This is a genomic window from Streptomyces pseudoechinosporeus (genome assembly GCF_054783935.1).
Map to the genome: position 1 here is coordinate 765,061 of NZ_BAAGPS010000009.1, position 22,378 is coordinate 787,438.

At 67.7% G+C, this 22,378-nt stretch carries 25 protein-coding genes and 1 pseudogene; 13 read left to right on the forward strand and 13 right to left on the reverse strand.

Annotation, left to right across the window (positions count from 1 at the left end):
- Nucleotides 1-2: 2 nt before the first annotated feature.
- A complete protein-coding gene (locus tag ACYVO6_RS14815) occupies nt 3-1,046 on the forward strand; it encodes an acyl-CoA desaturase (protein ID WP_461061213.1) in 1,044 nt (347 codons plus the stop codon).
- 106 nt (nt 1,047-1,152) lie between these two features.
- Nucleotides 1,153-1,335 (forward strand): hypothetical protein, encoded by a 183-nt coding sequence (locus ACYVO6_RS14820; protein WP_461061215.1) that lies wholly within the window; start codon nt 1,153-1,155, stop codon nt 1,333-1,335.
- A 121-nt stretch (nt 1,336-1,456) separates the two neighbouring features.
- On the opposite strand, the gene ACYVO6_RS14825 is transcribed toward ACYVO6_RS14820, so the two are convergent.
- From ACYVO6_RS14825 to ACYVO6_RS14840, 4 genes are all read right to left on the reverse strand, one after another.
- Nucleotides 1,457-2,317 carry a hypothetical protein gene (locus ACYVO6_RS14825; protein ID WP_461061217.1) on the reverse strand — a complete coding sequence of 287 codons (861 nt, stop codon included), beginning with the start codon at nt 2,315-2,317 and terminating at the stop codon, nt 1,457-1,459.
- Nucleotides 2,318-2,502: 185 nt separating this feature from the next.
- Nucleotides 2,503-2,796, reverse strand: coding sequence for a hypothetical protein (locus ACYVO6_RS14830; RefSeq protein WP_461061405.1), 294 nt, complete (start codon nt 2,794-2,796; stop codon nt 2,503-2,505).
- Nucleotides 2,797-3,355: 559 nt separating this feature from the next.
- The gene (locus tag ACYVO6_RS14835; protein WP_461061219.1) at nt 3,356-4,207 is read right to left on the reverse strand and encodes a tyrosine-type recombinase/integrase; all 852 of its coding nucleotides are present in this window, start codon (nt 4,205-4,207) and stop codon (nt 3,356-3,358) included.
- A gap of 166 nt (nt 4,208-4,373) precedes the next feature.
- Nucleotides 4,374-4,949, reverse strand: coding sequence for a CGNR zinc finger domain-containing protein (locus tag ACYVO6_RS14840; RefSeq protein WP_461061221.1), 576 nt, complete (start codon nt 4,947-4,949; stop codon nt 4,374-4,376).
- Between the two features lie 103 nt (nt 4,950-5,052).
- On the opposite strand from ACYVO6_RS14840, the gene ACYVO6_RS14845 reads away from it, so the two are divergent.
- Complete coding sequence (locus ACYVO6_RS14845; RefSeq protein ID WP_461061223.1) at nt 5,053-6,225, forward strand: epoxide hydrolase family protein; 1,173 nt, start codon at nt 5,053-5,055, stop codon at nt 6,223-6,225.
- A gap of 414 nt (nt 6,226-6,639) precedes the next feature.
- Here ACYVO6_RS14845 and ACYVO6_RS14850 read toward each other — a convergent pair whose 3' ends face one another.
- Genes ACYVO6_RS14850 through ACYVO6_RS14860 form a run of 3 tightly spaced genes read right to left on the reverse strand, consistent with a single transcriptional unit; the run spans nt 6,640 to nt 7,809 of the window.
- A complete protein-coding gene (locus ACYVO6_RS14850; protein ID WP_461061225.1) occupies nt 6,640-7,116 on the reverse strand; it encodes a hypothetical protein in 477 nt (158 codons plus the stop codon).
- Nucleotides 7,091-7,282, reverse strand: a complete 192-nt coding sequence (locus ACYVO6_RS14855; protein ID WP_461061227.1) for a hypothetical protein — start codon at nt 7,280-7,282, stop codon at nt 7,091-7,093. The genes ACYVO6_RS14850 and ACYVO6_RS14855 overlap by 26 nt, the downstream gene beginning before the upstream one ends.
- Nucleotides 7,283-7,302: 20 nt before the next feature.
- Entirely contained in the window at nt 7,303-7,809 is a 507-nt protein-coding gene (locus ACYVO6_RS14860) for a ParB N-terminal domain-containing protein (protein WP_461061229.1), read from the reverse strand.
- Between ACYVO6_RS14860 and ACYVO6_RS14865 the strand changes: the two genes are divergently transcribed.
- The 3 genes from ACYVO6_RS14865 to ACYVO6_RS14875 all read left to right on the forward strand — a co-directional run bounded on the left by ACYVO6_RS14865 (nt 7,762) and on the right by ACYVO6_RS14875 (nt 10,848).
- Complete coding sequence (locus ACYVO6_RS14865) at nt 7,762-9,135, forward strand: hypothetical protein (RefSeq protein WP_461061231.1); 1,374 nt, start codon at nt 7,762-7,764, stop codon at nt 9,133-9,135. The genes ACYVO6_RS14860 and ACYVO6_RS14865 overlap by 48 nt on opposite strands.
- A 194-nt stretch (nt 9,136-9,329) precedes the next feature.
- The gene (locus ACYVO6_RS14870; protein ID WP_461061233.1) at nt 9,330-10,064 is read left to right on the forward strand and encodes a hypothetical protein; all 735 of its coding nucleotides are present in this window, start codon (nt 9,330-9,332) and stop codon (nt 10,062-10,064) included.
- Nucleotides 10,065-10,263: 199 nt separating this feature from the next.
- Nucleotides 10,264-10,848 carry a hypothetical protein gene (locus ACYVO6_RS14875; protein WP_461061235.1) on the forward strand — a complete coding sequence of 195 codons (585 nt, stop codon included), beginning with the start codon at nt 10,264-10,266 and terminating at the stop codon, nt 10,846-10,848.
- Between the two features lie 353 nt (nt 10,849-11,201).
- On the opposite strand, the gene ACYVO6_RS14880 is transcribed toward ACYVO6_RS14875, so the two are convergent.
- Nucleotides 11,202-11,684, reverse strand: coding sequence for a hypothetical protein (locus tag ACYVO6_RS14880; RefSeq protein WP_461061236.1), 483 nt, complete (start codon nt 11,682-11,684; stop codon nt 11,202-11,204).
- 223 nt (nt 11,685-11,907) lie between these two features.
- Here ACYVO6_RS14880 and ACYVO6_RS14885 point away from each other — a divergent pair, with 223 nt between their 5' ends.
- On the forward strand, nt 11,908-14,049 hold the full coding sequence (locus ACYVO6_RS14885) for a hypothetical protein (RefSeq protein ID WP_461061238.1): 2,142 nt from the start codon (nt 11,908-11,910) through the stop codon (nt 14,047-14,049).
- Nucleotides 14,050-14,071: 22 nt separating this feature from the next.
- Here ACYVO6_RS14885 and ACYVO6_RS14890 read toward each other — a convergent pair.
- Nucleotides 14,072-14,302, reverse strand: a pseudogene (locus tag ACYVO6_RS14890) (ATP-dependent endonuclease); the annotation flags it as partial.
- Between the two features lie 273 nt (nt 14,303-14,575).
- Between ACYVO6_RS14890 and ACYVO6_RS14895 the strand changes: the two are divergent.
- Both ACYVO6_RS14895 and ACYVO6_RS14900 read left to right on the forward strand, forming a co-directional pair.
- Complete coding sequence (locus tag ACYVO6_RS14895) at nt 14,576-14,827, forward strand: hypothetical protein (RefSeq protein WP_461061240.1); 252 nt, start codon at nt 14,576-14,578, stop codon at nt 14,825-14,827.
- A gap of 185 nt (nt 14,828-15,012) precedes the next feature.
- A complete protein-coding gene (locus ACYVO6_RS14900) occupies nt 15,013-15,612 on the forward strand; it encodes a hypothetical protein (protein ID WP_461061242.1) in 600 nt (199 codons plus the stop codon).
- Nucleotides 15,613-15,934: 322 nt separating this feature from the next.
- On the opposite strand, the gene ACYVO6_RS14905 is transcribed toward ACYVO6_RS14900, so the two are convergent.
- Genes ACYVO6_RS14905 through ACYVO6_RS14920 form a run of 4 tightly spaced genes read right to left on the reverse strand, consistent with a single transcriptional unit; the run spans nt 15,935 to nt 19,705 of the window.
- On the reverse strand, nt 15,935-17,338 hold the full coding sequence (locus ACYVO6_RS14905) for an FAD-dependent oxidoreductase (protein WP_461061244.1): 1,404 nt from the start codon (nt 17,336-17,338) through the stop codon (nt 15,935-15,937).
- The gene (locus tag ACYVO6_RS14910; protein ID WP_461061246.1) at nt 17,335-18,537 is read right to left on the reverse strand and encodes an MAB_1171c family putative transporter; all 1,203 of its coding nucleotides are present in this window, start codon (nt 18,535-18,537) and stop codon (nt 17,335-17,337) included. The genes ACYVO6_RS14905 and ACYVO6_RS14910 overlap by 4 nt, the downstream gene beginning before the upstream one ends.
- Entirely contained in the window at nt 18,534-19,100 is a 567-nt protein-coding gene (locus tag ACYVO6_RS14915; RefSeq protein ID WP_461061248.1) for a toxin-antitoxin system, toxin component, read from the reverse strand. Before ACYVO6_RS14915 ends, ACYVO6_RS14910 begins: the two co-directional genes overlap by 4 nt.
- Nucleotides 19,097-19,705 carry a hypothetical protein gene (locus ACYVO6_RS14920; RefSeq protein ID WP_461061249.1) on the reverse strand — a complete coding sequence of 203 codons (609 nt, stop codon included), beginning with the start codon at nt 19,703-19,705 and terminating at the stop codon, nt 19,097-19,099. The genes ACYVO6_RS14915 and ACYVO6_RS14920 overlap by 4 nt, the downstream gene beginning before the upstream one ends.
- Nucleotides 19,706-20,066: 361 nt before the next feature.
- On the opposite strand from ACYVO6_RS14920, the gene ACYVO6_RS14925 reads away from it, so the two are divergent.
- From ACYVO6_RS14925 to ACYVO6_RS14940, 4 genes are all read left to right on the forward strand, one after another.
- Nucleotides 20,067-20,558: a hypothetical protein gene (locus ACYVO6_RS14925; protein WP_461061251.1), complete on the forward strand. Its 492-nt coding sequence runs from the start codon at nt 20,067-20,069 to the stop codon at nt 20,556-20,558.
- 17 nt (nt 20,559-20,575) lie between these two features.
- Nucleotides 20,576-20,977 (forward strand): GntR family transcriptional regulator, encoded by a 402-nt coding sequence (locus ACYVO6_RS14930; RefSeq protein WP_461061253.1) that lies wholly within the window; start codon nt 20,576-20,578, stop codon nt 20,975-20,977.
- Nucleotides 20,967-21,368, forward strand: a complete 402-nt coding sequence (locus ACYVO6_RS14935; RefSeq protein ID WP_461061255.1) for an NUDIX hydrolase — start codon at nt 20,967-20,969, stop codon at nt 21,366-21,368. Before ACYVO6_RS14930 ends, ACYVO6_RS14935 begins: the two co-directional genes overlap by 11 nt.
- A gap of 210 nt (nt 21,369-21,578) precedes the next feature.
- A complete protein-coding gene (locus ACYVO6_RS14940; protein WP_461061257.1) occupies nt 21,579-21,971 on the forward strand; it encodes a DUF6083 domain-containing protein in 393 nt (130 codons plus the stop codon).
- The last annotated feature ends 407 nt before the right edge of the window (nt 21,972-22,378 follow it).

A 22,378-nucleotide genomic window follows, 5' to 3' on the forward strand; every position in this document is an offset into this window, starting at 1 on the left:
CCATGCCCCAGACCGCCGCAGCCGTCGCGGAACACCCTCCCCGAGTTGCTGTCGGAAGCGAGTTCACACCGCTCCTGCGCACCGTCAAGGGCCAGGGTCTCCTCGACCGCAGGCACGGCTGGTACGCCCTCGGCATTACCGTCAACGCACTGGCCCTGGCCGCTGTCGCGGTCGGTGTCGTCCTGATCGGGCACTCCTGGTGGGTGCTTCTCCTGGCCCCGCTGCTAGCCCTCCTGTCTGCCCGGACGGCCTTCATAGGTCACGACGCGGGCCACTCTCAGATCACCGCCAACCGGACCGTGAGCCGCCTGATCGGGCTCGTCCACGCCAACCTGCTGCTGGGCATGAGCTACTCGTGGTGGAACGAGAAGCACAACCGCCACCATGCCAACCCCAACCACATCGACAAGGATCCCGACGTCGCCGCCGACGTCCTGGTCTTCACCAGCGAACAGGCTAGGGGCCGGACCGGCTTCCGTCGCTGGCTCACCCGAAACCAGGCCTGGCTGTTCTTTCCGCTCACCCTCCTCGAAGGCATTGCCCTGAAGATCTACGGCTTCCAGGACCTGCGTCGGCAGCCTCCGCGCGAGCGCATGGTGGAGGGCTTCCTGCTGGTGGTCCATGTCGCCGCCTACGCGACGCTGCTGCTCACCTCCATGTCCATCGGTCAGGCCCTTGCCTTCGCCGCACTCCATCAGGCACTTTTCGGCCTCCACCTGGGCATGGCCTTCGCGCCGAACCACAAGGGCATGGAAATGCCCGACCCCGAAGGCGAGCGCTGGGGCCATCTGCCCCGCCAGGTGCTCACCTCCCGCAACATTCGCGGCAGCGCTCTGACCGACTGGCTCCTCGGCGGCCTCAACTACCAGATCGAGCACCACCTGTTCCCGAGCATGCCGCGCCCCCACCTGAGGCTGGCCCAGCCCCTGGTGCGCGCTCACTGCCGAGAGTTGGGTATCCCTTACGCGGAGACGGGTCTCGTGGACTCCTACCGTGAGGCGCTGCGCCACATGTACGAGGTCGGGGAGCCCCTCAGGGGCGAGTAGGGGTCGCGACTCAGGGTCGTATCAGGGGCGCGTCCTGGAACCGCAAAGGGCACGGACCCGTTCTCAGGACAGAGAGCGGCAGTGGCCGCGAAGGAGGCGACACAAGATGTCGAAGCAAGCGAAGATCGCCGCGGGAGGCGTGGCAGCCGGGCTCATCCTGTGGATCGTGCTGCCCTGGTGGGCCGCATTTCTGATCATTGTGGGAGTTCCGGCGGCAGCGTATCTGACGCTGGACCCCTCACAGCGGCGCAGGCTGCGCCGCGTCACGCGCAAGGAGCTCGGCCGCTGAGACTTCACCGACCGGGTCAGATCCCTTCCAGTGCACAGGAGTTGACCACATCGCCGCTCGCGGGCCTGCCGACGGCACGGTTCGCGAGCGGCGCTCCATCCCGGCGATGAATGCGGACGGGTCAGAGCGGGCGTACGGCCATCTTGTCCAGTGCGGCCAGCAGACCGGGCAGTTCCGGTCCACGACCCACGGGCAGGATTTCTCCCGGCTTCTCGTCGAGCAGTACGAAGGCGATGTCGTCGGTCCTGGCCACCATCGACCAGCCCGGACCGTCGGCCCGCAGCGTCCGGGCGCCACCCGGCGCGAACGACGAGCGCACGCGGCCGAGGGGCGGTGGCGTGTCCACGTACGCGCGGACCTCCGCGAGGACGCGCCGGACACCGCTGGGCCGCTCGCTCCCGCCGTCGTCGCCCTCCTTCGTGTCGTCGTCGCTCTGCGCCGCCGCCTCGTCGGGAGCCTCGCCGCCCGGACGCACGAACTCCTCGTCGTCGATCTGCTCCCGCCAGGCCGCCCACTGGAGCGCTATCTCGTCGGCCCCGAGCCGCCGTTGGGCCGGACCCCAGACCGAGGTGTCCGGCGGAGACAGCGGCTCCTGTTCGGCGACTTCGGGCGCGGGGTCGTGCGGGGCGGGCACATGGGGTGCCGCGACGGCCACGGCCAGCGGCCACCCGGGCAGCGCCGCGACCATCGAGCGCTCGTCGGGCGAGAGGTCGTACTCCATGCCGCAGTCCCACGACGCGATGGCGACGGCGACCAGCGACACGTCGTCGACGACGACCGTCCACCGCGCTCCGTCCCCGTCCTGCCCGAGCACCAGGCCGTAGCCGTCGGTGAGGGGTGCCAGTCCGAGCGCCGCGCAGGCCTCCGGGTAGTCGTCCCCCAGCACGCTGGGGAACTGCGCGGGCGTCAAGAGCACCGCCGTCAGCACATACAGCGCGTCGTCGTCCACGGCGGCGACGGTGGTCTCATCCGTCCCGGCCATCCCAGCCTCCCCATTGCTACGTCCGTCGGCGCACCTTAGTGCGATCGCTCCGCGGTTGTCACGGGTCCTGGGCGCGCGCGGGGCTGCAGGTATCCGGCTTGGCCAGAGGCGAAACGGCCGTCCGTCACGACCCGGGTCGGTCGTCCGTCGCGTCCCTTGGGCTCTGTCCGGTACCAGCGTCGGTGTCAGACTGCAGGCAGACCGAGGAGCGTCCGCGCCACCGCCGTGGGCGTCTCGTCGCGTTCCCGCGCGAGGGCGATGACCGCCCGGCACGCCAGCTCGTTCACGCCGAACGACAACGCCTCCGGCGACACCCAGGCCGCGGCCTCGTCGATCCGGTCCTGGTCGTCGTCGGCGCAGGCCGACACATAAGCCGCGGCCGCCTCGAACAGGTTGTGAGTGCGCTTCTGCGGACGCCGGTCCTCCTGAGACCCGGCCGCTTCCGGGCGCGAAAGGAACTTGCGGAGTCTGGCTGACATGCTGGACATGCGGACCACCTTCCCCCTGTGTGAGTGCCATCGCTGATCGCTCACCTGCTGGTAATCAACGTACAGCTCAACTCGTCAGCCGCTAGGGCCTATGACCAGCTAAATTGCAGGTCAGGGGACCTGGTGGGTAGATCGAAGGGCCTAACCCGACCCCGTTCCACACCGGTTCAAACGGGACCGCGCGGCTACGTACGTAGCCGCGAGAGTAGCCATGACTTGTGGGGTCGGAGACGGGCGTCGGGGTCGGTCGGGTCGAGTGCAGGCGGCCTCTGTCCTGGGGCATCCGGGTGGCCTGCCGCGATGCCACAGCATGCAGTGAAGCCTCCCGCAGCCTGTACCTCTCCGATAGCCCTGCTGGGCGTGGGAGCACTCCTCGACTGATCGTAAGCGGCCGGGAGCGATCTGTCGGAAGGTGTCGAGGCTGGTGGCTGTGGCGCGATCTGTGACGACGTGGCAAGGGCCGGAAAGCAGAAGCGGGGCGGAGGCCGGTTGCCGGCCTCAGCCCCGCTGAGGGTCCTCCTGTGGCGCTGGGCCTACGAGAGGAGGGGCGTCACGCCGCGTTGCGCACGCGGGACAGCTTCGGCCGCGCCATCAGGCCGGCGAGTACCGCGCCGTGCGTGTCGGCGTGGTCCTTCAGGAGGTGGCTGTACGTGCGGCGCAGCTCCTCGACGGAGTTGCCTACCCACGCGGCCACGGTGTGCTCGGGGATTCCGTTCTGGAGGCACGTGGAGATGAAGGTGTGCCGGAGGTCATGGAAGGTCGGAAGGTTCCCCTCCTCGTCCTTGATGCCCAGCTTCAGCAGCGTGGGCTTCCACATGCCCTCGTTGAAATGGCTCTGATCCAGAAGATTCTTGCGTGGCGTCCAGAAGAGTGCCCGCACCGAGCCGCGCTTGCAGTCGTTGATCGTCTTCTTTTGCTCCCACAGGATGTTCTCCGTGGGCCGTGGCGGGTGACGCTCCATGTACTCCTGGAGGACTTCCAGGAGGTACGGAGGCATCGGTGCGTCCTTCGCGTTGATGCGCGGGCTCGTCTTGAGGCGGTCCACGACGGTGGGTTTGTAGCGCGTCTCCAGGGTCCTGAGGACCTGTCGACGAACGGTGAGCAGTCTTCTGTCGGTGTCGATGACGTCGTCGCACACGGCTAACGCCTCTGCCTGACGGACGCCACAGGCGAAGCCGAGCATGGGGATGGGGCGGTACCGCGCAGGGAACGTGTCGTAGAGCGCCCAGCACTCGTCCGTGCTGAAGACGTATGAGGTTGACTCGCCTACGTACGGCCCATCGACCTCGTAGGTGGGGTTGAAGCTGATCTTCCCGTTCTGGAGGGCGTCCTTGATGACCATCTTGAATACTTTCCAGTGGCTCTCCGCGGTGGAGTTGGCGATGTGCTCGTTGGCCTCCATCTCCTGAACCCAGGCTTCGACCTGCGCCTTCTTGATGGTCCGTAGGCGTTGGTTGCCCCAGTGGGGGAGAAGGCGACGGATGGCTCTTAGTGGTGCCGTTGGGGTGCACCCAACGCGACAGATGTGTCGTAGGCGTGGGGCCCACTTGGATGTACCGAGGTAACGATCACTCCGCTGATCTGGGGTTTTTGCGCTGGTTGGCATTGAAGCGCGCTTTCTTCTGACGATTCCCACACGTGTTCATGTCACACCATTTGCGGGTGCGACTTTGGCTGGTGTCGAAGAAGGCGGCTTGGCAGGTTGGTGATGCACACAAGGCCAATTTTCCGTCTCGTTCGCCTGCGATGATGCTGATCGCGTCGGCGGCGATCACGCTGAGGGCATCTTCCACACAGGAAGCCGAGCTGAGCCGCCATCGCCGCTTACCCTCGGGCGTCAGGATCGCCGCGGCCCGACCCTGAGCGCTGCAGTCATTGATGACTTGGACAGCAGACGCAGGGAGAGCGTCCTGGATCGCGGCCGCTGTCGCGGCGGCGTGAATCGACTCCCTCAGTTCCCGAGCGAGTTCGAGCTGGGCGGTGGTGCAGGAGTCCACGGCGAGGCCGTTCACTGCCAGCCAGTCGATGAGTCGCTGCGGCGTGGGAATGCGCTCCACAGCGTTGCCATGACGCTCCGACAGAGTTCCCGTGAAGCTGGTCGCTAGCACGTTGCCGAGGCGGAAGTCAGGGAAGCCAGCACGCATGGAACCACCTTAGCTGGTTGCTCGCTGGTATGGGGGCATGCTAGAACCGTCTTAGCCGGTTCGCGATGGGGCGTAGCCGGTTCCGCGATGGCCAGGAGGTTTCATGCCCCGTCTAACCAGCGACGTGCAAGCATTTGAAGCCCACGCAACTGACGCTGACCTCGATGATCTGCGCGCGCGACTGGCCGCGGCGCGACTACCGGAGGCTGAGACGGTCTATCGCGCCGCGCCCGACCCTCGCCGATGGGAACAGGGCGTTCCTCTTGCCGACCTCGTCGATGTCGTGAACTACTGGCGCACCGGGTACAACTGGCGGTCGTTCGAAGAGCGCCTCAACCGCATCGGCCAGTTCCGCACGACCATTGATGATCTGGGAATCCACTTCCTGCACCGCCGATCCGCGCGCCCGGATGCCACTCCTCTGATCTTGACGCACGGCTGGCCAGACAGCATTGCTCGGTTCATCGATGTAGTAGACGAGCTGGCAGATCCGAAAGATGCAGACGCGCCGGCGTTCCACGTCGTGGCCCCGTCGCTACCAGGCTTTGGTTACAGCGACAAGCCGGCCACCACCGGGTGGGGAACCGAAAAGATCGCGGCCGCATGGGTGGAACTGATGGGAAGGCTCGGCTACAGCAAGTTCGCAGCCCACGGCGGCGACTGGGGAGGTAACATCACCACGGTTCTCGGCGGCAGGTTCCCGGCGCACGTTCTCGGCATCCACACAACGTTCGCGGAGGGACCGCCCGGGTTGACAACGGACGGGCTGACGGCGACCGAGCGCAAGTGGACCGAGGAAACCCGCGATTTCTGGCGCCACCGCGCGGCGTACGCGAAGCAGCAGGCGACCCGACCGCAGACCATCGGCTACTCGCTCGTCGACTCACCGGTCGGGCTTCTTGCCTGGATCCTTGACAAGTTCGCCGAGTGGACAGACACCGAAGATAGCCCGTTCGAGACGATTTCCAGAGACAGCGTTCTTGACAACGTCACCCTGTATTGGCTGACGCGGACCGGCGCATCGTCGGCCCGCATTTACTACGAAAGCCACAACTCGCTCGATCCCGAACTTCGGGTCGACGTCCCGTCAGCAATCAGTATGTATCCCCGCGACATCGAGAAGTGTCCGCGCCCCTGGGCACAGGAGCGGTACCGACAAATCGTCCGATGGAGGTCGCCCGAAATCGGGGGACATTTCCCGTCGCTGGAGGTTCCCGAGTATTTCGTCAAAGATCTACAAGAGGGCCTCGCGGCAGTGCTGGCCGCTAATCGGTGAACGCGGCTCGGCGACCCGGCACTCGCTCACCGCCTGATCCGGCTCAAGGCGTTGCCCGACGGCTTCCAGACCGAGCTTATCGAGACGGCAGAACGTGGTCAGACAGGGCGCGGCGAAGATAGCGTGGAGCATGTCGAGGTCTTTCGGATGGGCAGTGTAGGAAGAACTTCCATCCTGGAAGACCTCCACGCCTACCCGCCAACACCCCCGACTACACCCTCAACTGCGAAGAGCCGGTCAACTCTCGGTGCCAACGGTCACGTTCGATCTGCGCGACCGACGAGGCAATGCTGTTGGCTTCCCGAGAAGCCCGCCATGCGGCGACGGCCGCGGCGCCGCTGAGAGCAGCCGAAACAGCGGCGATTGAGGTGTCTGCGATACCCATGCCGGACTGTAGCGCGGCACGGCTGGACGTCAGTCGACAACTTCGGCGTCGACGACACTGCCGTCCTCCAGTTCTGGCGGGTAGGAAACCGCGAACAGTGTCCGGTCGAGGCGCTCGGCGAGCTCGCTGAGGTCGACGGGCTGGTCGTTCTGGCCGACGGGCGCGCCGTCCAGGCCGGTGATCTCAAGGGCGACGACCGCGTCCTTGCCGTAGTGCTCTCGGTGCTGTCGCTCGAGGTACCAGGCATCGGCGCGCCAGTCGGGCGCGGTGCGGTCTTCTATGGTCTCCTCGACGATCTCTCCGCTCGCGGAGTCGCGGAACTTGCGGGTGGTGACCTTGGTGACGATGCCGCCGTCAGCGACCCTGCGGATGTTCATCATGGCGCGCGCGGCCGCGGTGGCGCGGGCGGTGCGGACTTTCTCGTAGAGGGCCGCGTACTCCTCCTCGTCCGGGTCTGGGTCTGCGCCGCCCTCACGGGCCTCAATTTCCGTGCGGCCGCGGGCCATCCACGCCAGGAAGCTGGATGCGGGAGACCCTGGCCACCTCGGCGGCCAGCTCGACGGCGACGCCCGTGCGCGAGGCTGCGACGAGGCGCGCCTCGACCTCTTCGGAGAGCAGGCGCGGGCGACCGCTGCGGCTCTGGGGCCGGCGTGCCTTGCGTCGGGTGGACATGGGGTTCCTCAGAGGCGGGATCAGCGGCTGGACGTGAACATGTGCCCGCAGGCGGGGCACGTCGTCTGCGGGGAGCGACCCTCGTCATCTGGGCTGAGTTCGTCGCCACGCTCTCCGTCGTCGGGCAGGTGCAGCAGAGGGGGTTCGTCCTCGCGGCCGCCTCCGGGCAGGGTCTCGGGGTCGACCTGAGCCAGAAGCCGGTCGATCTCGTCGTGCGGGATGGCCAGACTGTCGAACAGCTCCGCATCGCCGGTGGCCAGGTCTTCGAGGACCTCGGCAAACTCGCGGGGATCCCAACCGCCCTCTCCGGGCAGTCGGTTGAGCTTGATGGCCAGGGCCTCGGCCTCGGCGTCGGACTTGGAGGACCAGCCGCGTAGCAGGGGGACGAGCCAGCCGCCGTCCTCGTCGAGGACGACACCGCCGGGGAGGGACATGCCGCGGGTCTGCATCTCGATGAGGGCCTCGCGGCGGCCGTGGCCGTGCAGTACGCACTGGGTGCGCTCGTCGGCATTTTCAGCGCCGGGCAACAGTTCGTCGACGGCCGCCAGGTCCACAAGGGCATCCCCGCTGCGCACGTCCGCCGGATCGTCAGCAACCGGCGTTTCCGGGGCTGGCTCGTCCACCAGGACGACGAGAACGCCATCTGCACCGATGACCGCCGCTACGTCCCGCTGTCTCCGGCTGCCGCCGAGGACGCGCCCGCCGACGACCGTAAGCACGTCCGCATCGCCAACGGCGGCACTCCCGAGGTCATCCCCACCCGTGACGCCCTGGCCGAGATGAACACCGCGCAGATGGAGGGCAAGCGCGACGTCCGCGAGATGTCCTCCGCCCGCTCGAGCGCCTGCATCGTCTACCGCGACGAGCGCGGCACCGTGGAACTGCGCCCGGCCACCGATGAGGAGATCGCGGCGGAGGCTGACCGCATCCGTACTCAGGCTGCCAAGGTCGCCGACACCGAGGCCCGCGTACGTCACCTGGACACCGACGAGGTCCGCCCGGCCACCATGTTCGACCCCGCCCTGATCTACTACGCCGACAGCACCCCCGTGGTCATGCGCGCCAAGGGCACCGAGCGCACGGGCGTCACCTTCGGTATGGCCGAGGGAGCCGCCGCCTACGCCTTCCAGGCCGTCCGCTGGGACGACGGCGGCGCCGACCTGGTCGCCCCTCACGTTCTGCACCGTGTCGAGGAGACCACCCCGGCTGACGCCGCGCCGCTGTTCGCCGCCCTCGCCGCGCACGAGGCCGCCCGCGACGCCCTGTTCACGCCCACTCCGAACCGCATCGAGACCCTCGCCCACCGACTGCGCGCCCTCGGACCGGCCGCCCCCGGCGAACACCACCTCGAGATCGTTGAGACCCTCGCCGACATCGAGGACGCGTGGGAGGCCCTGCGCACCGCTGGGGACGTCTCGAGCCGCACCAAGGCGTTCGGCATGGCCCAGGGCGCAGCGAGGCGCGCCAAGGCCGTGATCCTGGCCATCGCGCCGCACGCCGAGCACATGCGAGGCACTGACCTTCCTAGGACCGCCGAGGAGATCCGCGCGGCGGCCCGCGCCTACCTCGCCACCGACGGCACGGCCGAGGAGCTGTCCGCCATCGAGACCGGCACGCCCAGCGTCCGCGTGAACGCCCGCTCCACCCTGCCGACCGGCTCGCACATCTTCGTGCGGATCACCGCCGGGATCGACAGCCCCGTCGGGTACATCGCCGCTCACCCGCCGGTTGTGGTGCGCTTCCCCCGGCTCGACGGCCGCCAGGACCCCATCGCGAACGCCCGGAAGGTCTTCACGCCCAAGCGGCTGCGCGTCGAGGTGCCCGTGAGCTTCCACGGCGACCGCCGGATCTGACCGGCACGGCGCCGCCCGGCCGGACGGGTCGGGCGGCGCCCTCGAGACCCCGCACGCGCCCGCGCGCGTGTGGACGGTCCAGAAAGTCCAGAAACCGCGTCTGTCCGCCCTCGTGGGGTGGGCGACGTAAGCCGGGCCGTCCGGCCCAACTTCCCGGCGAGAGCACGCCGGTACTCGAAGAGAGGAACACCCAGATGAGCAGCTCGACGTCTCGCAGCGAGTACGCAGGTGCGGAGACCGAATCGGTGTCTGTCGTCGCCAAACAGCCCACGCGCGCGGAAGGCGCATCCGGGGGTGCTGGGGCCCCGTGGTGGGCCCGTGAGGGCGCTCCGCTCATCCCTGGACTGAACATCAGCTCCCGGGAGTTCGGCGAGCGTCTGGAGGCGCAGCAGCGGGCGACGAATGAGGTGATCGCCGAGCGGGCCGCTTCCCTTCTGGCCGAGGCGGGACACACGGCCCGTGCTGAGGGGCGTGAGGGGTACCGGTTCGACGTCGACCACCTGGCCGTGCGCGTGCGTGCCGAGTACGCCAACGGGGAGACCTGGCAGGACGCCATGGACGAGTACGAGGAACTGCTCGACGCGTCCGGCTGGTCCACCACGGCAGGCCGTTCCGTCCGATTCGGTGCGCACCTGTCCGTAACCCCTCCGTACGAGTTGGCCAAGGAGATGGTCCTGGAGGGCAAGCGCCGGTTGGAGGCTTTGGAGCTGAAGGCACGTACCCGGGCGTTCGCGTTCTCCGGGAAGTGGCGCGCCGAGACCGAATACCAGCGCGCGACAGGCCAGCCGGACGAACCGACCGACGAGGTGCTCGAGGTCGCGTTCGCGACGTGCGTGAAGCCGCCGAAGCGGGAGCTGTACCCGCTCATCCGCGCCGAGATCGCCAGTTGGGACGCCAACGACGGTATCCCGCCCGCTCAGAGGCGCTGACCCCGCCCGGCGCCGCCCGCCGACCGGGTGGGCGGCGCCCTCGAATCCCGTTCTCCCGGCTCTGCTGATCCGCGCGTACGTGCGCCGTGGACGCCGTGAGCGTCGCCGCTGTCGCTTGGCCCGTGTCCTCCGCCGCTGAGTCGGCCCCCGTATCTCGCGCAGCTCCCCGCCCGTCTTCTGCCCTGCCGAAGGATCCGCCGTGTCTGCCCCTGCCCTGTTCGACCTGCCCGCCGCGCCGGAGCACTCCGCGGCCGCCGTGCCTGCCACGTTCCGCGCGTCCGGCATCACCGTTCTGTCGTACGGGCTGGGCACGGACAGTACGGCGATCCTGTTGCAGTTCCTCGCCGCCCCGGAGCGGTACGGACTCCGGCCGGACCTGGCCGACCTGGTGGTCGCGCACGCCGTGACCGGGGACGAGTGGCCCGACTCCCTGAGTTACGTGGACCGTCTCGTTTTGTCGTTGCTGCGCCGGGCCAGGGTGCGGCTGGTGCAGATCGCGCGAGGCGGCCCGGACGCCGACGGGGTGGTGATCCTGGACGACTCCCGCCAGCCGCGCCGGATCTTCGCTCAGGGTCCGTGGAGGCTGTCCGACGAGCTGCGCGCGGCCGGGACCGTCCCCCAGATGGCGCGGGGCAAGCGGACGTGCTCGATCAAGTTCAAAGGCTGGTGCCTGAACCAGTGGGCGGCCGCCGAGTTCGGCACGTCGTCGTTTCGCCGGGTCATCGGCTACCACGCGGGCGAGTTGGACCGGGCGAGAAGGACACCGAGATCCAGCGGGGCCTGAACACCGAGGCCAGCCGGACGATCTGCGAGCCGTACTACCCGCTGATCCACGCGCGCATGATTGTTTACGCACATCTGCCGTGTCTCGTAAGGGATGTGGAGGCCAAGGCTCGAACGCACCTGTGGGGTGCGGTGAGCTGTGTCTCGTCCGTACGGTCGGGGGCATGGAGCTGGCGTTTTACTCCAGTGAGGGCTGGGAGTCCTGGGAGCTGTCGGGGAAGCCGACGATTCCCTAGGGGATGGCGTTCCTCGTCGATGAAGACCTTTTGTTCGAGGACAGCCGGGGTGTGCGCGACGGCGGTGGCCAACGAGTGGTTGCGGCCGACGGAGCACTGCGCCTCCCGGATCAGCGCACTACGCCTTCAGGATCAGCGCATCGCGCAGCGGTCCGCCCCACTCGGAGGCCATCTCCTCGTCGTCGTCTTCGTCCGGTTCGACGAGGAGGGCACGGAGGGCGTTAAGGGGGAACACCCGGGGGGTCTCGACCTCGGGTCCCTGCGCGACGCGGGGCGTTCTGGTCCAGACACTCTGCGGCGACCCGGGGGCCCCGGGGAGAGCCGCGGGGTCCGCGGGGAGGTAGTGCCAGGCGGCCCCGTCGTTGACGCGCCGGGCGATCTCGCCGACGTACCAACTGGCGCCCTGGACGAACGTGCTGTCCAGGGCGTCGTCGACGGCATCTGCGTCGGCGTACCGTTCGCGGACGAGCGTCTCCAGAGCGTCGAGGGAGGCGGGGGAGAAGTCCCACGTCTCCGGGGTGCCGGTCGCCTCCGCCCAGGCCGGGAAGTCCGCCTCTTGACGGGCGAGCCATGCTGCCAGTTCCGGATGCATCTCGCTCATGGACGCCACTGTAGGCGCCGCTGGCGGCCTCGGGTTGCCGACCGCTCCGTACGGCGCTCAAGTCCCGCAAGTCCCGCTCGGTGTACGCGAATTGAGGGTCAGGCTTTACCGTATCGACACAGGATATGGGCAATTTAGCCCCTAGAGTGTTGTTTGGCGGTGTCATGTCACGGGGGCCGCACCGCTGCGTGAAGGGTCGTTCAGGCCCCTAGGGGGACACGCAATGAGGACGAGGAACTGGATCGCGACACGCGTGGCCGTGCTCGCGGTCGGTGTAGGGCTGCTCGCCGGAGGGCTGCCCGTGCTGCAGCAGGCGGCGCTGGCCAGCCCCAAGTCGGGGCCGTGCTCGAAAGTTTTCGGCACACCGGACAAGAACCCGGACTACAACGACCTCCCGGGGTCCGACAAGTACCCGAACGGCTCGCCGCCCGACGAGAACCGCAGGTACATGTACCCGAACCCCAAGCGCACCGTCTCGGGCATCGACCTGCCGCCCGGCATGGATGAGGCCGCGCTGCTGGAGAAGTACGGCAGGAGCACCAAGGGCCTCGCGGAGGACTCCCCAGAGCGGGCCTACGCCGCCTGGAACCGCAACCAGACCATTGGCAGCAGGCCCTGGGCCGGCAGCTTCCGGACGTGGCTGATCAAGCAGTACATCGGCAACGAGGTCATCCGCCAGCGCGGCGACGCCTTCCACAAGAAGGTCGCCGAAGACTTCGGCATCGGCGGTCCGGAGTGGCAGTGCGAGCAGAAAATTCCCGGCAGCAAGCGCAGAGGCGACTTCGTCAATCCCGAACAGCGGATCCTGATCGAGGTGAAGTCGGACGGGTCCTACAAGAAGGGGCAGCTGGAGGAGGACAAGAAGCTGGTCGAGCAGGGCTGGGACGTGCGGTACGTCTTCGGTGAGGAGCCCGACGAGGCGACGGCCGCCGAGCTGAAGGCGGCCGGGATCAAGGTCCATGTGCACAGGTCAGCCGCGATACCGGAGTTCACGCCGAACGAGAACACCGCCCCGAAGGATCTCGAACTCTTCAGCCCGGACGCGAAGACCGCCCCCTCCGCCGGGGACGGCGTCAACACGATCCGCGGCTCCGCCGACACCGAGGCGGAGGCACGCGCGAACCAACAGCAACTTGCGGACGCAGAAGGCGAGTCGAGCAGCCCGGGCGGTGTGGACTTCTCCACCCTCCAGCTCAGTTACGTGGGCACGTCCAAGGACGGCAAGGGCCTGGACTACTCCTTCAAGGCTGCCCAGAACCCGGACGAGGACACCAACCCCTCCTGGGGCGGCATGGCGAAGGCGCACCTCGCCTCGGACGCGTTCTTCACCTGGCTGGCGCTCACGCCGGACAAGTTCTGGGTGAACCTCAACCCCACCCAGCCGGACCAGATCATGGACACCACGTTCGCGAAGACCGACGCAGGGCGCGTGCTGCTCGAAGCGGACCTCTCCATGAAGCACGACTTCGCGAAGACGGTGAACCCCAAGACCGCGCTGGGCGCCCGGTTCTGGAACGCCCTCAGCCACGTCGGCGGCCAGCCGTGCATGCCGGTGATCCGGAACTGGATCGTGCCGAACACCGCCAAGGTCCGCGAGCAGGACGGCGGCATCTATATCCTCGACGCCCCGCTGAAGGTCAACTCGGTGCCGTACGAGGGCACCATCCCCGGCGACCAGTGCCGGAAGACGACGGCGCAGCGCGAGCACGACCAGCGGCTCGTGGAGACGATGATCCGCCCGGTGGTCGAGAAGCGGGTCAACACCGCGCCGGAGTACGCCGATCTGCGCCGCGTCTATGCCAGCAGGGTCGCCGCGGAGTGGGTCGCGCAGCAGGACGAGGTGAAGCCGGGCCCGTACCACGACATCATCGGCAGCGACGACGTCTCCCGCTGGCCGCTGCGCCACGACAAGAACTGGTCGGAGCAGGACACTTATCAGCGCTACCTGAAGTCGTTCAACCAGGGCGACTACAAGTTCGAGCGCCGGTCCGGCAATTGGATCTACACGTACACCGTCGGCGGCGTCGACTTCTCCAAGTCGCCGAAACAGGACATCAGCCGGGCCCAGTTCACCAAGGAGGAGCCAGGGATGCCGGGCACGGCCGCCAACTCCCGTGCCCAGGTGACGGATTACCGTGACACCGGCACCACCTGGCTGGGCGGCAGCACCTCCGAGGCATCGGCGTTCGGCCAGGACCTCGTCCCGTCGTCGTCCGCCACGACCAAGGCCCAGGGCGACGGAGCCGGCGCCATCAGCGCCACGACAGCCCTCTTCGCCGCGCTGGCCGCGGGCCTGGCGGTGGTGGGCGGGGTCGCGGCGTGGCGGAGCCGACGGCGGCGCCGGGCGGTGCTGCGGCGGTACTGATCCGCTCCGGATCCGGGCTGGGTCAGAGGCCGTTGAGCAGGCCGTCCAGCGGTGCGGGTACGCGATCCGGTGCCAGGGCTTCGACGAGGACCCTGCCGTAATGGATCTTCCGTCCCGATGTCGTACCGAAGAAGCGTCGCAGCTGCTGCTGGGCGGTGCGGCCCTGCTGGGCGGGCTGGTTCAGGAAGGTGCGCAGGGGGCGTTCGTTGCCCTCGGCCCGGACCAGCTCCGCGACCCGGTCCGGGCCGAGCGCACAGCCTGCAGAGCGGCATGAACGCCCGCTTCGGCGGGACATGGAGCCCCGCTCTGATCTGGCTGAACGAGACACGACCAGTGCGGGACACACTCGCTGCGCAAACAAGCATGAAGCGGGCCGCCGTGGAGGCGTACGTCCTCGAGCGGCTCGGCGAGCCCATACGCAAGAGCTACTGCGCACAGTTGCCCGTTCAGTGGCGTCTGTGCCTCCAGGGACGCGCACGAGGAGCGGCTGAGGGCCCATCCGCACGTCGCGGCCGACGTGTTGCGCATGGAGTACGTCTCCCAGGCCCTGAACGAGCGGCAGGCACTGTACGGCACGAAATCTCTGAGGAAGCGGCTCACGGACGACGGGCGGAACACCGCGGTACTGGACGCGTTCGCGTTCGCGCTGTCGCTGGACCAGGCCCCGTATGCGGTGTACGAGGTGCTGTCGGCGGCGGTTGTACTTCGCGGCCCGTACGGACGACTGTCGCCGGTGGCACGGCAAGGCGTGCCGGTCGCCGCGGTGGTGGTGCCGTGAGCCCCGTACCGAGGAGTGCCGCGCCGACCACCCGGCCGGTGACTTCGCGCGGTGCGGTGCTCGTCCATCCCTCGCCGACAACAGGCTGGACTACCGGGAGACCGAGGCGCCGGCCACCGAACTTCACCCGTGCTGAACACCCCTGCAAGACGACACCCCACCGATCCGACGACGGAGAGATGACGATGACCGAGAAGAAGCCCGAGCTGGACCTGGACGACGAGCTTGAAGCGCTGCGGGGGCTCACCGCCGCAGCGGTGAAGCCCATGGCGCCCGGTTCGGAGACCTGGGAGCAGGTCAAGGTCTTGGAGGAGCGGGCGAACGCGGGCTACGACCTGGCGGAGCGGTTCACCGAGTTCGACAGGCGGGCGAAGGTCGAGCGGTGGGCGCCGAGGGAGTGGAGGCGCGGCCGGGACCTGCCCGCCGAGGAGGTTGAGAAGCTGATCGAGCGGGAGCCCGACCTGGCGGCCTTCGGGTCCACGTTCGTGCGGAGCCTCGCCGCGGTTGGGTTCGCGCCGTTCCAGATGGCCAACCTGGTGAGGCAGGTGCAGGGGCGCCGCGATCTGCCGGAAATCAAGGACGGTGACGTGGTGGAGGCGATGCTGGCCGGCGGAGGGGAGCCGCGGACGATCCGGCTCAAGGTGGACCGTACGCCGTGGCCGGGCGGCCCGGACAGCACGGTCCTCAGCGACGGCACCAGGGTGACCGCGGTCGTGACGTCCTCGGTGCGGGTGGTCGAGGACGACGGGACGACGGCGGCGCGTCTGGTCACCGACGAGAGCTGAGTGCTGCGGGGGCCGTCCGGTCGGGCGGTCTCCGTTTTCGTGGGTTCCCCCTTTTCTGTCAGGGGCCGCTCTGCGCGATGCTCCGCAGTCAGCTCGCCCGGGAGCGCGTTACAGCAGAGCTGCAGGTTCTCGAGGACGCCGGGCAGTCTCCGCTGTTCTGAGCCGCAGATTGCGGAAACGGGAGGACGATGAGTCAGACCGTGGCCCCGTTTCGGGCAGCAAGCCCGTATCAGTACCGGCTGCGACGCGGGGTGGGGCCCGCACGTCACTCGTACGGGCCCCGACTGGTTACCCAGTTGGGCAAGAATGATCTTGATCCGGGCTACTCGGCGGCTGCTTTCCACTCGGCGCCGGTGAGAGGCGGTTCCTTGAGCTGGGGTTTGAGCGGTCCCCGTGCGGCAGCTATCAGGATGCTCGGGCGGAGAAGTACCGGAATCCCTCGCTGAAGTGACGTCACATCAGTGACCGTGCGGGCGACTCGGCCGTTTCCGGTAGCGGTATACATCAGCCGGTCAACGTAGCGAGCAGCCGCCCTTTCCCGGAGGGTCGGGCCGGTCGTTGTCGCGCCCGGATAGAAAACGTCTTGGCCGGTGGCCAAGTCCCACGCCGTGGTGACGGTCCGTCCGACGGCCTTCTGGACACTGGCGGCCAATCCGAGGCTGCCCAGGCCATGACGCCCGACGATCTTGCGCAGTTGGACGGCGCTTTGGGCACTGACCGACATGCCGTGCCCGTAGACAGGGTTGAACGCGGCGACCGAGTCGCCGAGCGCCACGAAGCCCTCCGGCCAGTGCCGGACGTTCTCGTAGTAGTGCCGGACGTTCGCGGTGGTCCGGGTGCGTACGACGTCGGTGAGCGGCTGCGCAGTCGCGAGGAGCTGGCCGATGACCGGATCGCGCAGTCCCAGTGCGAAGGCGCGGAAGTCGTCGTTGTTGGTCGTCGGTTCGCCGCCGCGGGTGCCGGCGAGCGTCACAAGCCAGCGGCCGTCCTCGATCGGGAGGAGCACGCCGGCTTGACCGGGGCCTTGCCCCCGTGGATCTGCTTGGACGTTGACGACGGGGAACTTCTCGCGGGCCCGCTCGGGTGCGCTGTACGTGCGGCTGGCGTACACGAGTCCCGATGCGACCCTGCGCGTGGCTGCCGCCGGGATGCCGAGGGCCTGGAGCCAGTCCGGGGCCCGGGATCCGCGGCCGGTGGCGTCGACGACGAGATCCGCCGGGAGTACGCGCTCCTCGGCGTCGTGGCCGCGGATGCGGGCGCCGGTGATGGCGGTTTGTGTGCCCTCGAGTCCGAGCACTTCGGCCCGCTCGATGAGTGTGATGCGGTCGGAGTTGAGGACCTGCTGGCGGACAGTCCAGTCGAGTAGGTCGCGGCTGCACAGGATCATGTAGTGCGACTCGGCCCAGCGGCGGAACCAGCCCTGCGTACTGAAGGCGACCACGTCCGTCGGTACGGCAAGGTGACGGGCTCCAGCCGACTTGAGGCGATCCGTGGTGCAGGGCAGGAGCTGTTCCAGCGCGTGAGCGCCACCGGACCACATCTGATGGACGTGCTGCGCCTGGGGAAGTCCCTTGCGGGGTTCGGGTCCCTGGGGGAGGACATCGCGCTCAACGATGGTGACGTGCGCGAATTCAGATAAGGCCTGGGCGGCGAGCATGCCGGCGAGGCTTCCGCCGAGGACGACCGCGGGTCTCAGGTCGTGGGCGGCGACGGGCGGATGACTCATGAGGTAGGCACGCTCTCTTGCAGGGGCAGGCGGTGACGGATCTCGTCGACCGCGGAGGAGTCACGAAGGGCGAGGGAGATGGATATGAGTTCTTTGAAGTCTTCGAGGTCCTCCTGGCTCGACTTGGCGGGTGCACTGGCTTCGCCCGTGCTGAGCCGTGCTTGTGCCATGACTTCGAGGGCGTTGACGATGTCGACGGCTGCGCCCATGCTGGCGGCCTTGTCGTCGGAGCTTCCGGCGTTGAGGGCTTCGGTACGTGCGCGGTCGCGGATGTTCCTGTTCAGGTGCGGGCCCACCTTCAAGAGGCCATCGAAAATGTCTGCTTCCCGTTGCACCACGCGCACTGCCCAGGGGGACCAGATTCCGATACGGACGCGGCGCGCACTGGGGTTGGCGGCGTGCAGCGTGCGCCACAGTGGGCCCAGATTGCGGTACGCGCGGCGTTCCTTCCGCTGCTCCTGCAGGTAGGGCCCGGCGTGGGGCGTGATGAATCCGGCGGCGATGAGGAGCGCGGAGAGCACCGCGATGGGCGGGGCTGCGCCGGTGCTCAGCCAGTCCAGGTTCTGGCCGTTCCACCGGGCGACGACCGCGGTGCCCTTGGTCGCGGTGAAGCCCAGGTTCAGCAGGTAGCCGCTGCCCAGGAGGAAGAGGCCTCCGCGCAGCCATCCCTTGACTCTGCCGACGTAGGACCAGATGAGGATCGAGGTGGCGACCACGGCGACGAAGTGGCCGGTCAGGTACAGCACGATGTGCTCGCGCATGAATGGCGTGTTCGCGTAGTACGTGTCGAGGTCCAGGATGCGCTCGACGGGGACATCGGCCAGAGCGAACGTGGTCCACAGGCCTGCGATCACCAGGATGTAGACGGTGATCACGAGCCGCAGGGCGTGCGTGCGTTTCTTTGACGGCTCGACGAGCCAGACGATGATCAGCAGCAGGCAGGAGCCGCAGAACGCCGTGACCATGGTGTAGCAGATGGGGGCCGCGATGTTCGGAACGCCAGTGATCACATTCATCCGGTGAATGTTTCTCGGGTCCAGCAGGACGAAGACGAGGCACGCCAGGAGCAGCAGGCCGCCCACGGCACGCAGCAGGACGTCACGCCAGAACCGGAAGATACTGGGAGCCTTGATGAGGAAGGCGAACCCTAAGAGGGTCGCGGGGATTCCGTAGATCAAGGTCTCTGAAGCGAGCGTCATATCTGCCCGCGGTAGTTGAGAGAGGCCGACATCCGGTCTTCCACGGTGTCCGTGCGTACCGGTCCACGGGCGTGAGGGCCCGACATCAACGAGCGGAACTTGCCTGCGAGCTTGAGCCCGAACTTCTCGGCCTGGTTCTCGTCGTTCTCGGCGAACTCCGTACGCGCGGCGACCGCCAAGAGTTGGGGGGCCAGCTCATCCCAGTCTGTATCGCCGGTTGACAGCAGTCGGGCGGCCATTGCCGTGCCGTCGGCGTCGTGGGAGCAGTGCCCGGCCTTCTCGTGCCATAGCTCGTGGCCGAGGATCACCAACTGGTGTTCCGGGCTGGTGCGTTCCTCGATCACGACGAGTGACTTGTCGCCGAAGTCGAGCAGCAGTCCTGAACCGGTGTCGTCCGGGAAGGCCGCGAAGCGCAGCTTCACTTCCTTGTCCTGTAACTCGCTTACGGCCGCGCACATCGCTTCGAACAGGTCACGCGGGTTTGCTGGCACGTCAACCCTCTGAGTCACCGCCTTGGTGATGTCGGCGAGGAACTTCCGCATCTGAAGCGCGGAACTGATCACGACCTGCCCTCCATGTTCTGCTCCAGCACATCAGCGATCATTCCGGCGAAACGGGCGGCTTCGTCCCTGCTCAGCGGCTCGCCCCTGCGCGCGAGACCCACGAGTCCGAAGCGGGACTTCAGTTCGGCGAGCGGATCGTCCAAGTTCCCGCTGGCGTCCGGGTCGTGCTGGAGGTACGGCTGGAGCGCCCTGGTCAGTGCTGCGGCGGGTGTCTCAGTAAGAAAACCGTCGGGTACCCCGAAGTACCGCGTGAGCTCATGCCCGTGCACCATGCTCGGCATCTTCTCGCCGAGCACCAGCTGCCGTGCCCAGACGACGGAGACGCCGATGCCGCTGGCGATGTCCTTCGCAAGGGCGTTCACGGCCTCCCTGTCGTCGTAGCCCTTGCCGTCCTTGGCCAGGCGCCGGCTGCACAGGAACCGGACGCGCTCGCGAATCCGCGTGTCTACGTCCTCGTCTGCGAGTTCTTCCCCGTCGAGGAGGGTCTGAATGTCCTCCGCAGAGATCCACGGTGTCTTACGGGACAGGTCTTTCGCGTCGAGGACGAGACCTTGCTCGGCGATGCGAGCCAGAGTCTCTTGGAGAGGAGCGAAGGACTCACTCACCAGTGTGCTCCCGGGTGTTGAGGGTTCGGTTGCTGTGGTGCGAGACGACAGTACGCGCCACACCCACGCTCGAGAAACGATCGTTGCCAAATCTAAACGATCGTTGACAGTTGACGCTTGAACGTAGCAGGATTCCCGCGAACCCGGAGCGGGATCATCCGGAAGCGCTGGGTGGCCAGCGTGGTGCATCCCTCTCTCCGCAACACCCCAAAGCCATGACTAACGGAAGGCCGTGACGTGCCGTCACTCCTCGGCGCCTTGCTCCGCCCCCACGTCGCGGGACTATGCCTGTGTCCTGTCGCGCCCGACGCCGCATCGAACTAGTACTCGAATAAGTGTCTCTTGGCGGGACGGACAGCTAGTGACGATCTCCGACGCCATCTCTCCGCTTTCGACCTCCGGACTACAGACCATCTCCGCCAGGCAAGGCACTGCCGCGCCCCTCGGGCTGCCTGACGTAGAGAACTCGATCGAGTTCCGTCTCGGCCCGGAGCACACCCCAGTCCAGAGCATGCGCCGCGCCCGCGGCTTCGTCGCGAAGGTGCTGCCGGCACTCCTCGCTGGCGCGCCCAATGCCAAAGCCGTCGAGGAAGCGACGCTTGCCGTCCTGACCGAACTCGTCGACGTCACCGCCCGGCACCGTGCCAGCATCGACCTGAGCGGCCGGGTCTCGTATGACGAGGATCATGTCCTGATCACGGTCGGAGAGATGAACCGGCCGTTACCGGCGCCCGAGGAGGAGCCGGGGCTGTTCCTCGTACACCGCCTCACCGACGACATCGGGCAGTACCGCGGCGACGAAGCTGGAGATGTGACCTGGGTGTCCGTGCCGCTTTGGTCGAACCCTCAGTAGCCCGGGTCACATTCAGCGTGTTCAGCAAGTTCATGCAGCGAGGACCGAGCCTGCCTCACGAAGAATCCGGCAAGCACTACAAGCGCGTCGCCGAACTTATCCGGAAGAAGATCGCGTCCGGAGAGTTACCGTCAGGGTCCAAGGTCTCCCATACGGCATACGCCGCCGAGTTCGGCGTGAGCAGAGAAACGGTTAAAAGTGCCTGCGATAGGCTCGCGGATGTGGGGCTCCTTCAACGGGGCCACGGCCACCGAGTTCCACCAGCGCCGCCGCCGGTCGAGTACGCATGGCTCCGACTGCCGATCAATGGCCGTCCCGAAGAGGCTGCTGCCGAGCTGCGAGCCGCAATGAGCGACGAGCCGTTGGCCGCCCTGGTGGAACCCTTCAGCAACCGATGGACGACGCCGCATGACGTCTAATGCTCCGCCGATCGCCGCCGCAGTGATCGTGAAGGACGGACAGCTGCTGATGATCCGCCGCCGCGAGCGTGAGGGCGATCTGCTGTGGTCACTGCCGGGCGGCAAGGTCGAGGCGGGCGAAACGGCGGAGCAGGCCGCGGTGCGGGAGACCCTGGAGGAGACCGGGCTGACGGTCGGAGCAGTGAAGCACCTCGGTGAGCGGGTGCATCCGGACTCGGGCCAGCCGATGGCCTACGTCGCGTGCCAGCTGCTGGATGGTGAAGTGCGGGCGGCGAGTCCGCGGGAGGTTGCGGAGGTCGCCTGGGTGCGGCTCGGGGAGATCCCAATGCTGGTGCCGGGCGGGTTGTTCGGGCCAGTGCAGGCATACCTCGACGAGCAGCTGAGCGCGTAGCCGCACGCACGTTGACGCCCCCTGGAATCCGCCCGGATGGGGTAGGGGCGTCACTGTGTCTAGACCGCCTGCTTGGCCGCTGCTGCCGCGCCGGGTGGGTTTGTCGAGTGCGCGGGGCGTCTCGGGAGGCGCGCTTTGGCCGCGACGCCTCAAGGTTCTCGTCTGGTTGCCGCCGTGTGCCGACCGCATTTCTGCCCGCACTCTCAGCGTATGGGGGCGGATGGGGAAGTGCCGCGGTTAGGCGGCGAGCAAGCGTTCACGTGCCCGTTTTGCGGGTTGCCGCAGGAGCGGGTGCCGACGCTGGAGCACGACTGGGTGCTACTGGAGCCGAATCTGGATGTGCTCGCGCATCTGGCGCCGGCCGAGCATCGGTGGATCACCCTGTCGGATGGCCGGGTCACGGTGTACGGGGTGTGTCCGCCGGATCCGTTTCAGCGGTGCCGAATCGAGCATCGGCTGGCGTGCGCGGGGCAGCAGTTGCCGGATCTGTGGCCGTGGCTGACAGTGCTGCGGGCGGAGAATGCGCGCCGGGCTGCGCGGCAGGCGGCTGGGGAGTCGGCGTCGGTAGTGCTGCCAGAGAGCGAGTTGCCAGACGCGGGATAGCCGGACACGCGAATGCTCCCCGCACCGGAGGGGCTTCCGGGCGGGGCGTTGCGTGTGGTCAGTGGCGGTGGCGGCTGGTCTCAAAGCCGGTGGGTATGGCACGCACTGACTCCGAGGGGGTCTCCGGCGGCGTTGGCTCAGTGGCGCGCCCGTAAACCCGCTGGATGCGTAGGCGCTCCGCTGTCTTCGCTTTGGCAGCCTCGTCGCGTGCGATGCGCTCTTTCACCCACCAGCCTTTGGGGCGCTTGCGCCTCTTCTTCGCCATGGTCGGATGATCCTCCTGTGCGCGGCTGAACGGAAGCGCTATGCCGCGATGCGTTGTTCAGCGAGCGGCAGGTCGAGCACTCGCCGTGCCGTCATATCCCGGCCTGGTTGACGCGCTTCCTGCCGTGACCTCGTTAGCCTGG

Bases quoted from the DNA above. Each gene is read 5' to 3' on its own strand.
- ACYVO6_RS14815 (WP_461061213.1), top strand. From the start codon at position 3: ATGCCCCAGACCGCCGCAGCCGTCGCGGAACACCCTCCCCGAGTTGCT.
- ACYVO6_RS14820 (WP_461061215.1), top strand. From the start codon at position 1,153: ATGTCGAAGCAAGCGAAGATCGCCGCGGGAGGCGTGGCAGCCGGGCTC.
- ACYVO6_RS14825 (WP_461061217.1), bottom strand. From the start codon at position 2,317: ATGGCCGGGACGGATGAGACCACCGTCGCCGCCGTGGACGACGACGCG.
- ACYVO6_RS14830 (WP_461061405.1), bottom strand. From the start codon at position 2,796: ATGTCAGCCAGACTCCGCAAGTTCCTTTCGCGCCCGGAAGCGGCCGGG.
- ACYVO6_RS14835 (WP_461061219.1), bottom strand. From the start codon at position 4,207: ATGGAGGCCAACGAGCACATCGCCAACTCCACCGCGGAGAGCCACTGG.
- ACYVO6_RS14840 (WP_461061221.1), bottom strand. From the start codon at position 4,949: ATGCGTGCTGGCTTCCCTGACTTCCGCCTCGGCAACGTGCTAGCGACC.
- ACYVO6_RS14845 (WP_461061223.1), top strand. From the start codon at position 5,053: ATGCCCCGTCTAACCAGCGACGTGCAAGCATTTGAAGCCCACGCAACT.
- ACYVO6_RS14850 (WP_461061225.1), bottom strand. From the start codon at position 7,116: ATGGCCCGCGGCCGCACGGAAATTGAGGCCCGTGAGGGCGGCGCAGAC.
- ACYVO6_RS14855 (WP_461061227.1), bottom strand. From the start codon at position 7,282: ATGTCCACCCGACGCAAGGCACGCCGGCCCCAGAGCCGCAGCGGTCGC.
- ACYVO6_RS14870 (WP_461061233.1), top strand. From the start codon at position 9,330: ATGAGCAGCTCGACGTCTCGCAGCGAGTACGCAGGTGCGGAGACCGAA.
- ACYVO6_RS14880 (WP_461061236.1), bottom strand. From the start codon at position 11,684: ATGAGCGAGATGCATCCGGAACTGGCAGCATGGCTCGCCCGTCAAGAG.
- ACYVO6_RS14885 (WP_461061238.1), top strand. From the start codon at position 11,908: ATGAGGACGAGGAACTGGATCGCGACACGCGTGGCCGTGCTCGCGGTC.
- ACYVO6_RS14895 (WP_461061240.1), top strand. From the start codon at position 14,576: ATGGAGTACGTCTCCCAGGCCCTGAACGAGCGGCAGGCACTGTACGGC.
- ACYVO6_RS14900 (WP_461061242.1), top strand. From the start codon at position 15,013: ATGACCGAGAAGAAGCCCGAGCTGGACCTGGACGACGAGCTTGAAGCG.
- ACYVO6_RS14905 (WP_461061244.1), bottom strand. From the start codon at position 17,338: ATGAGTCATCCGCCCGTCGCCGCCCACGACCTGAGACCCGCGGTCGTC.
- ACYVO6_RS14910 (WP_461061246.1), bottom strand. From the start codon at position 18,537: ATGACGCTCGCTTCAGAGACCTTGATCTACGGAATCCCCGCGACCCTC.
- ACYVO6_RS14935 (WP_461061255.1), top strand. From the start codon at position 20,967: ATGACGTCTAATGCTCCGCCGATCGCCGCCGCAGTGATCGTGAAGGAC.
- ACYVO6_RS14940 (WP_461061257.1), top strand. From the start codon at position 21,579: ATGGGGGCGGATGGGGAAGTGCCGCGGTTAGGCGGCGAGCAAGCGTTC.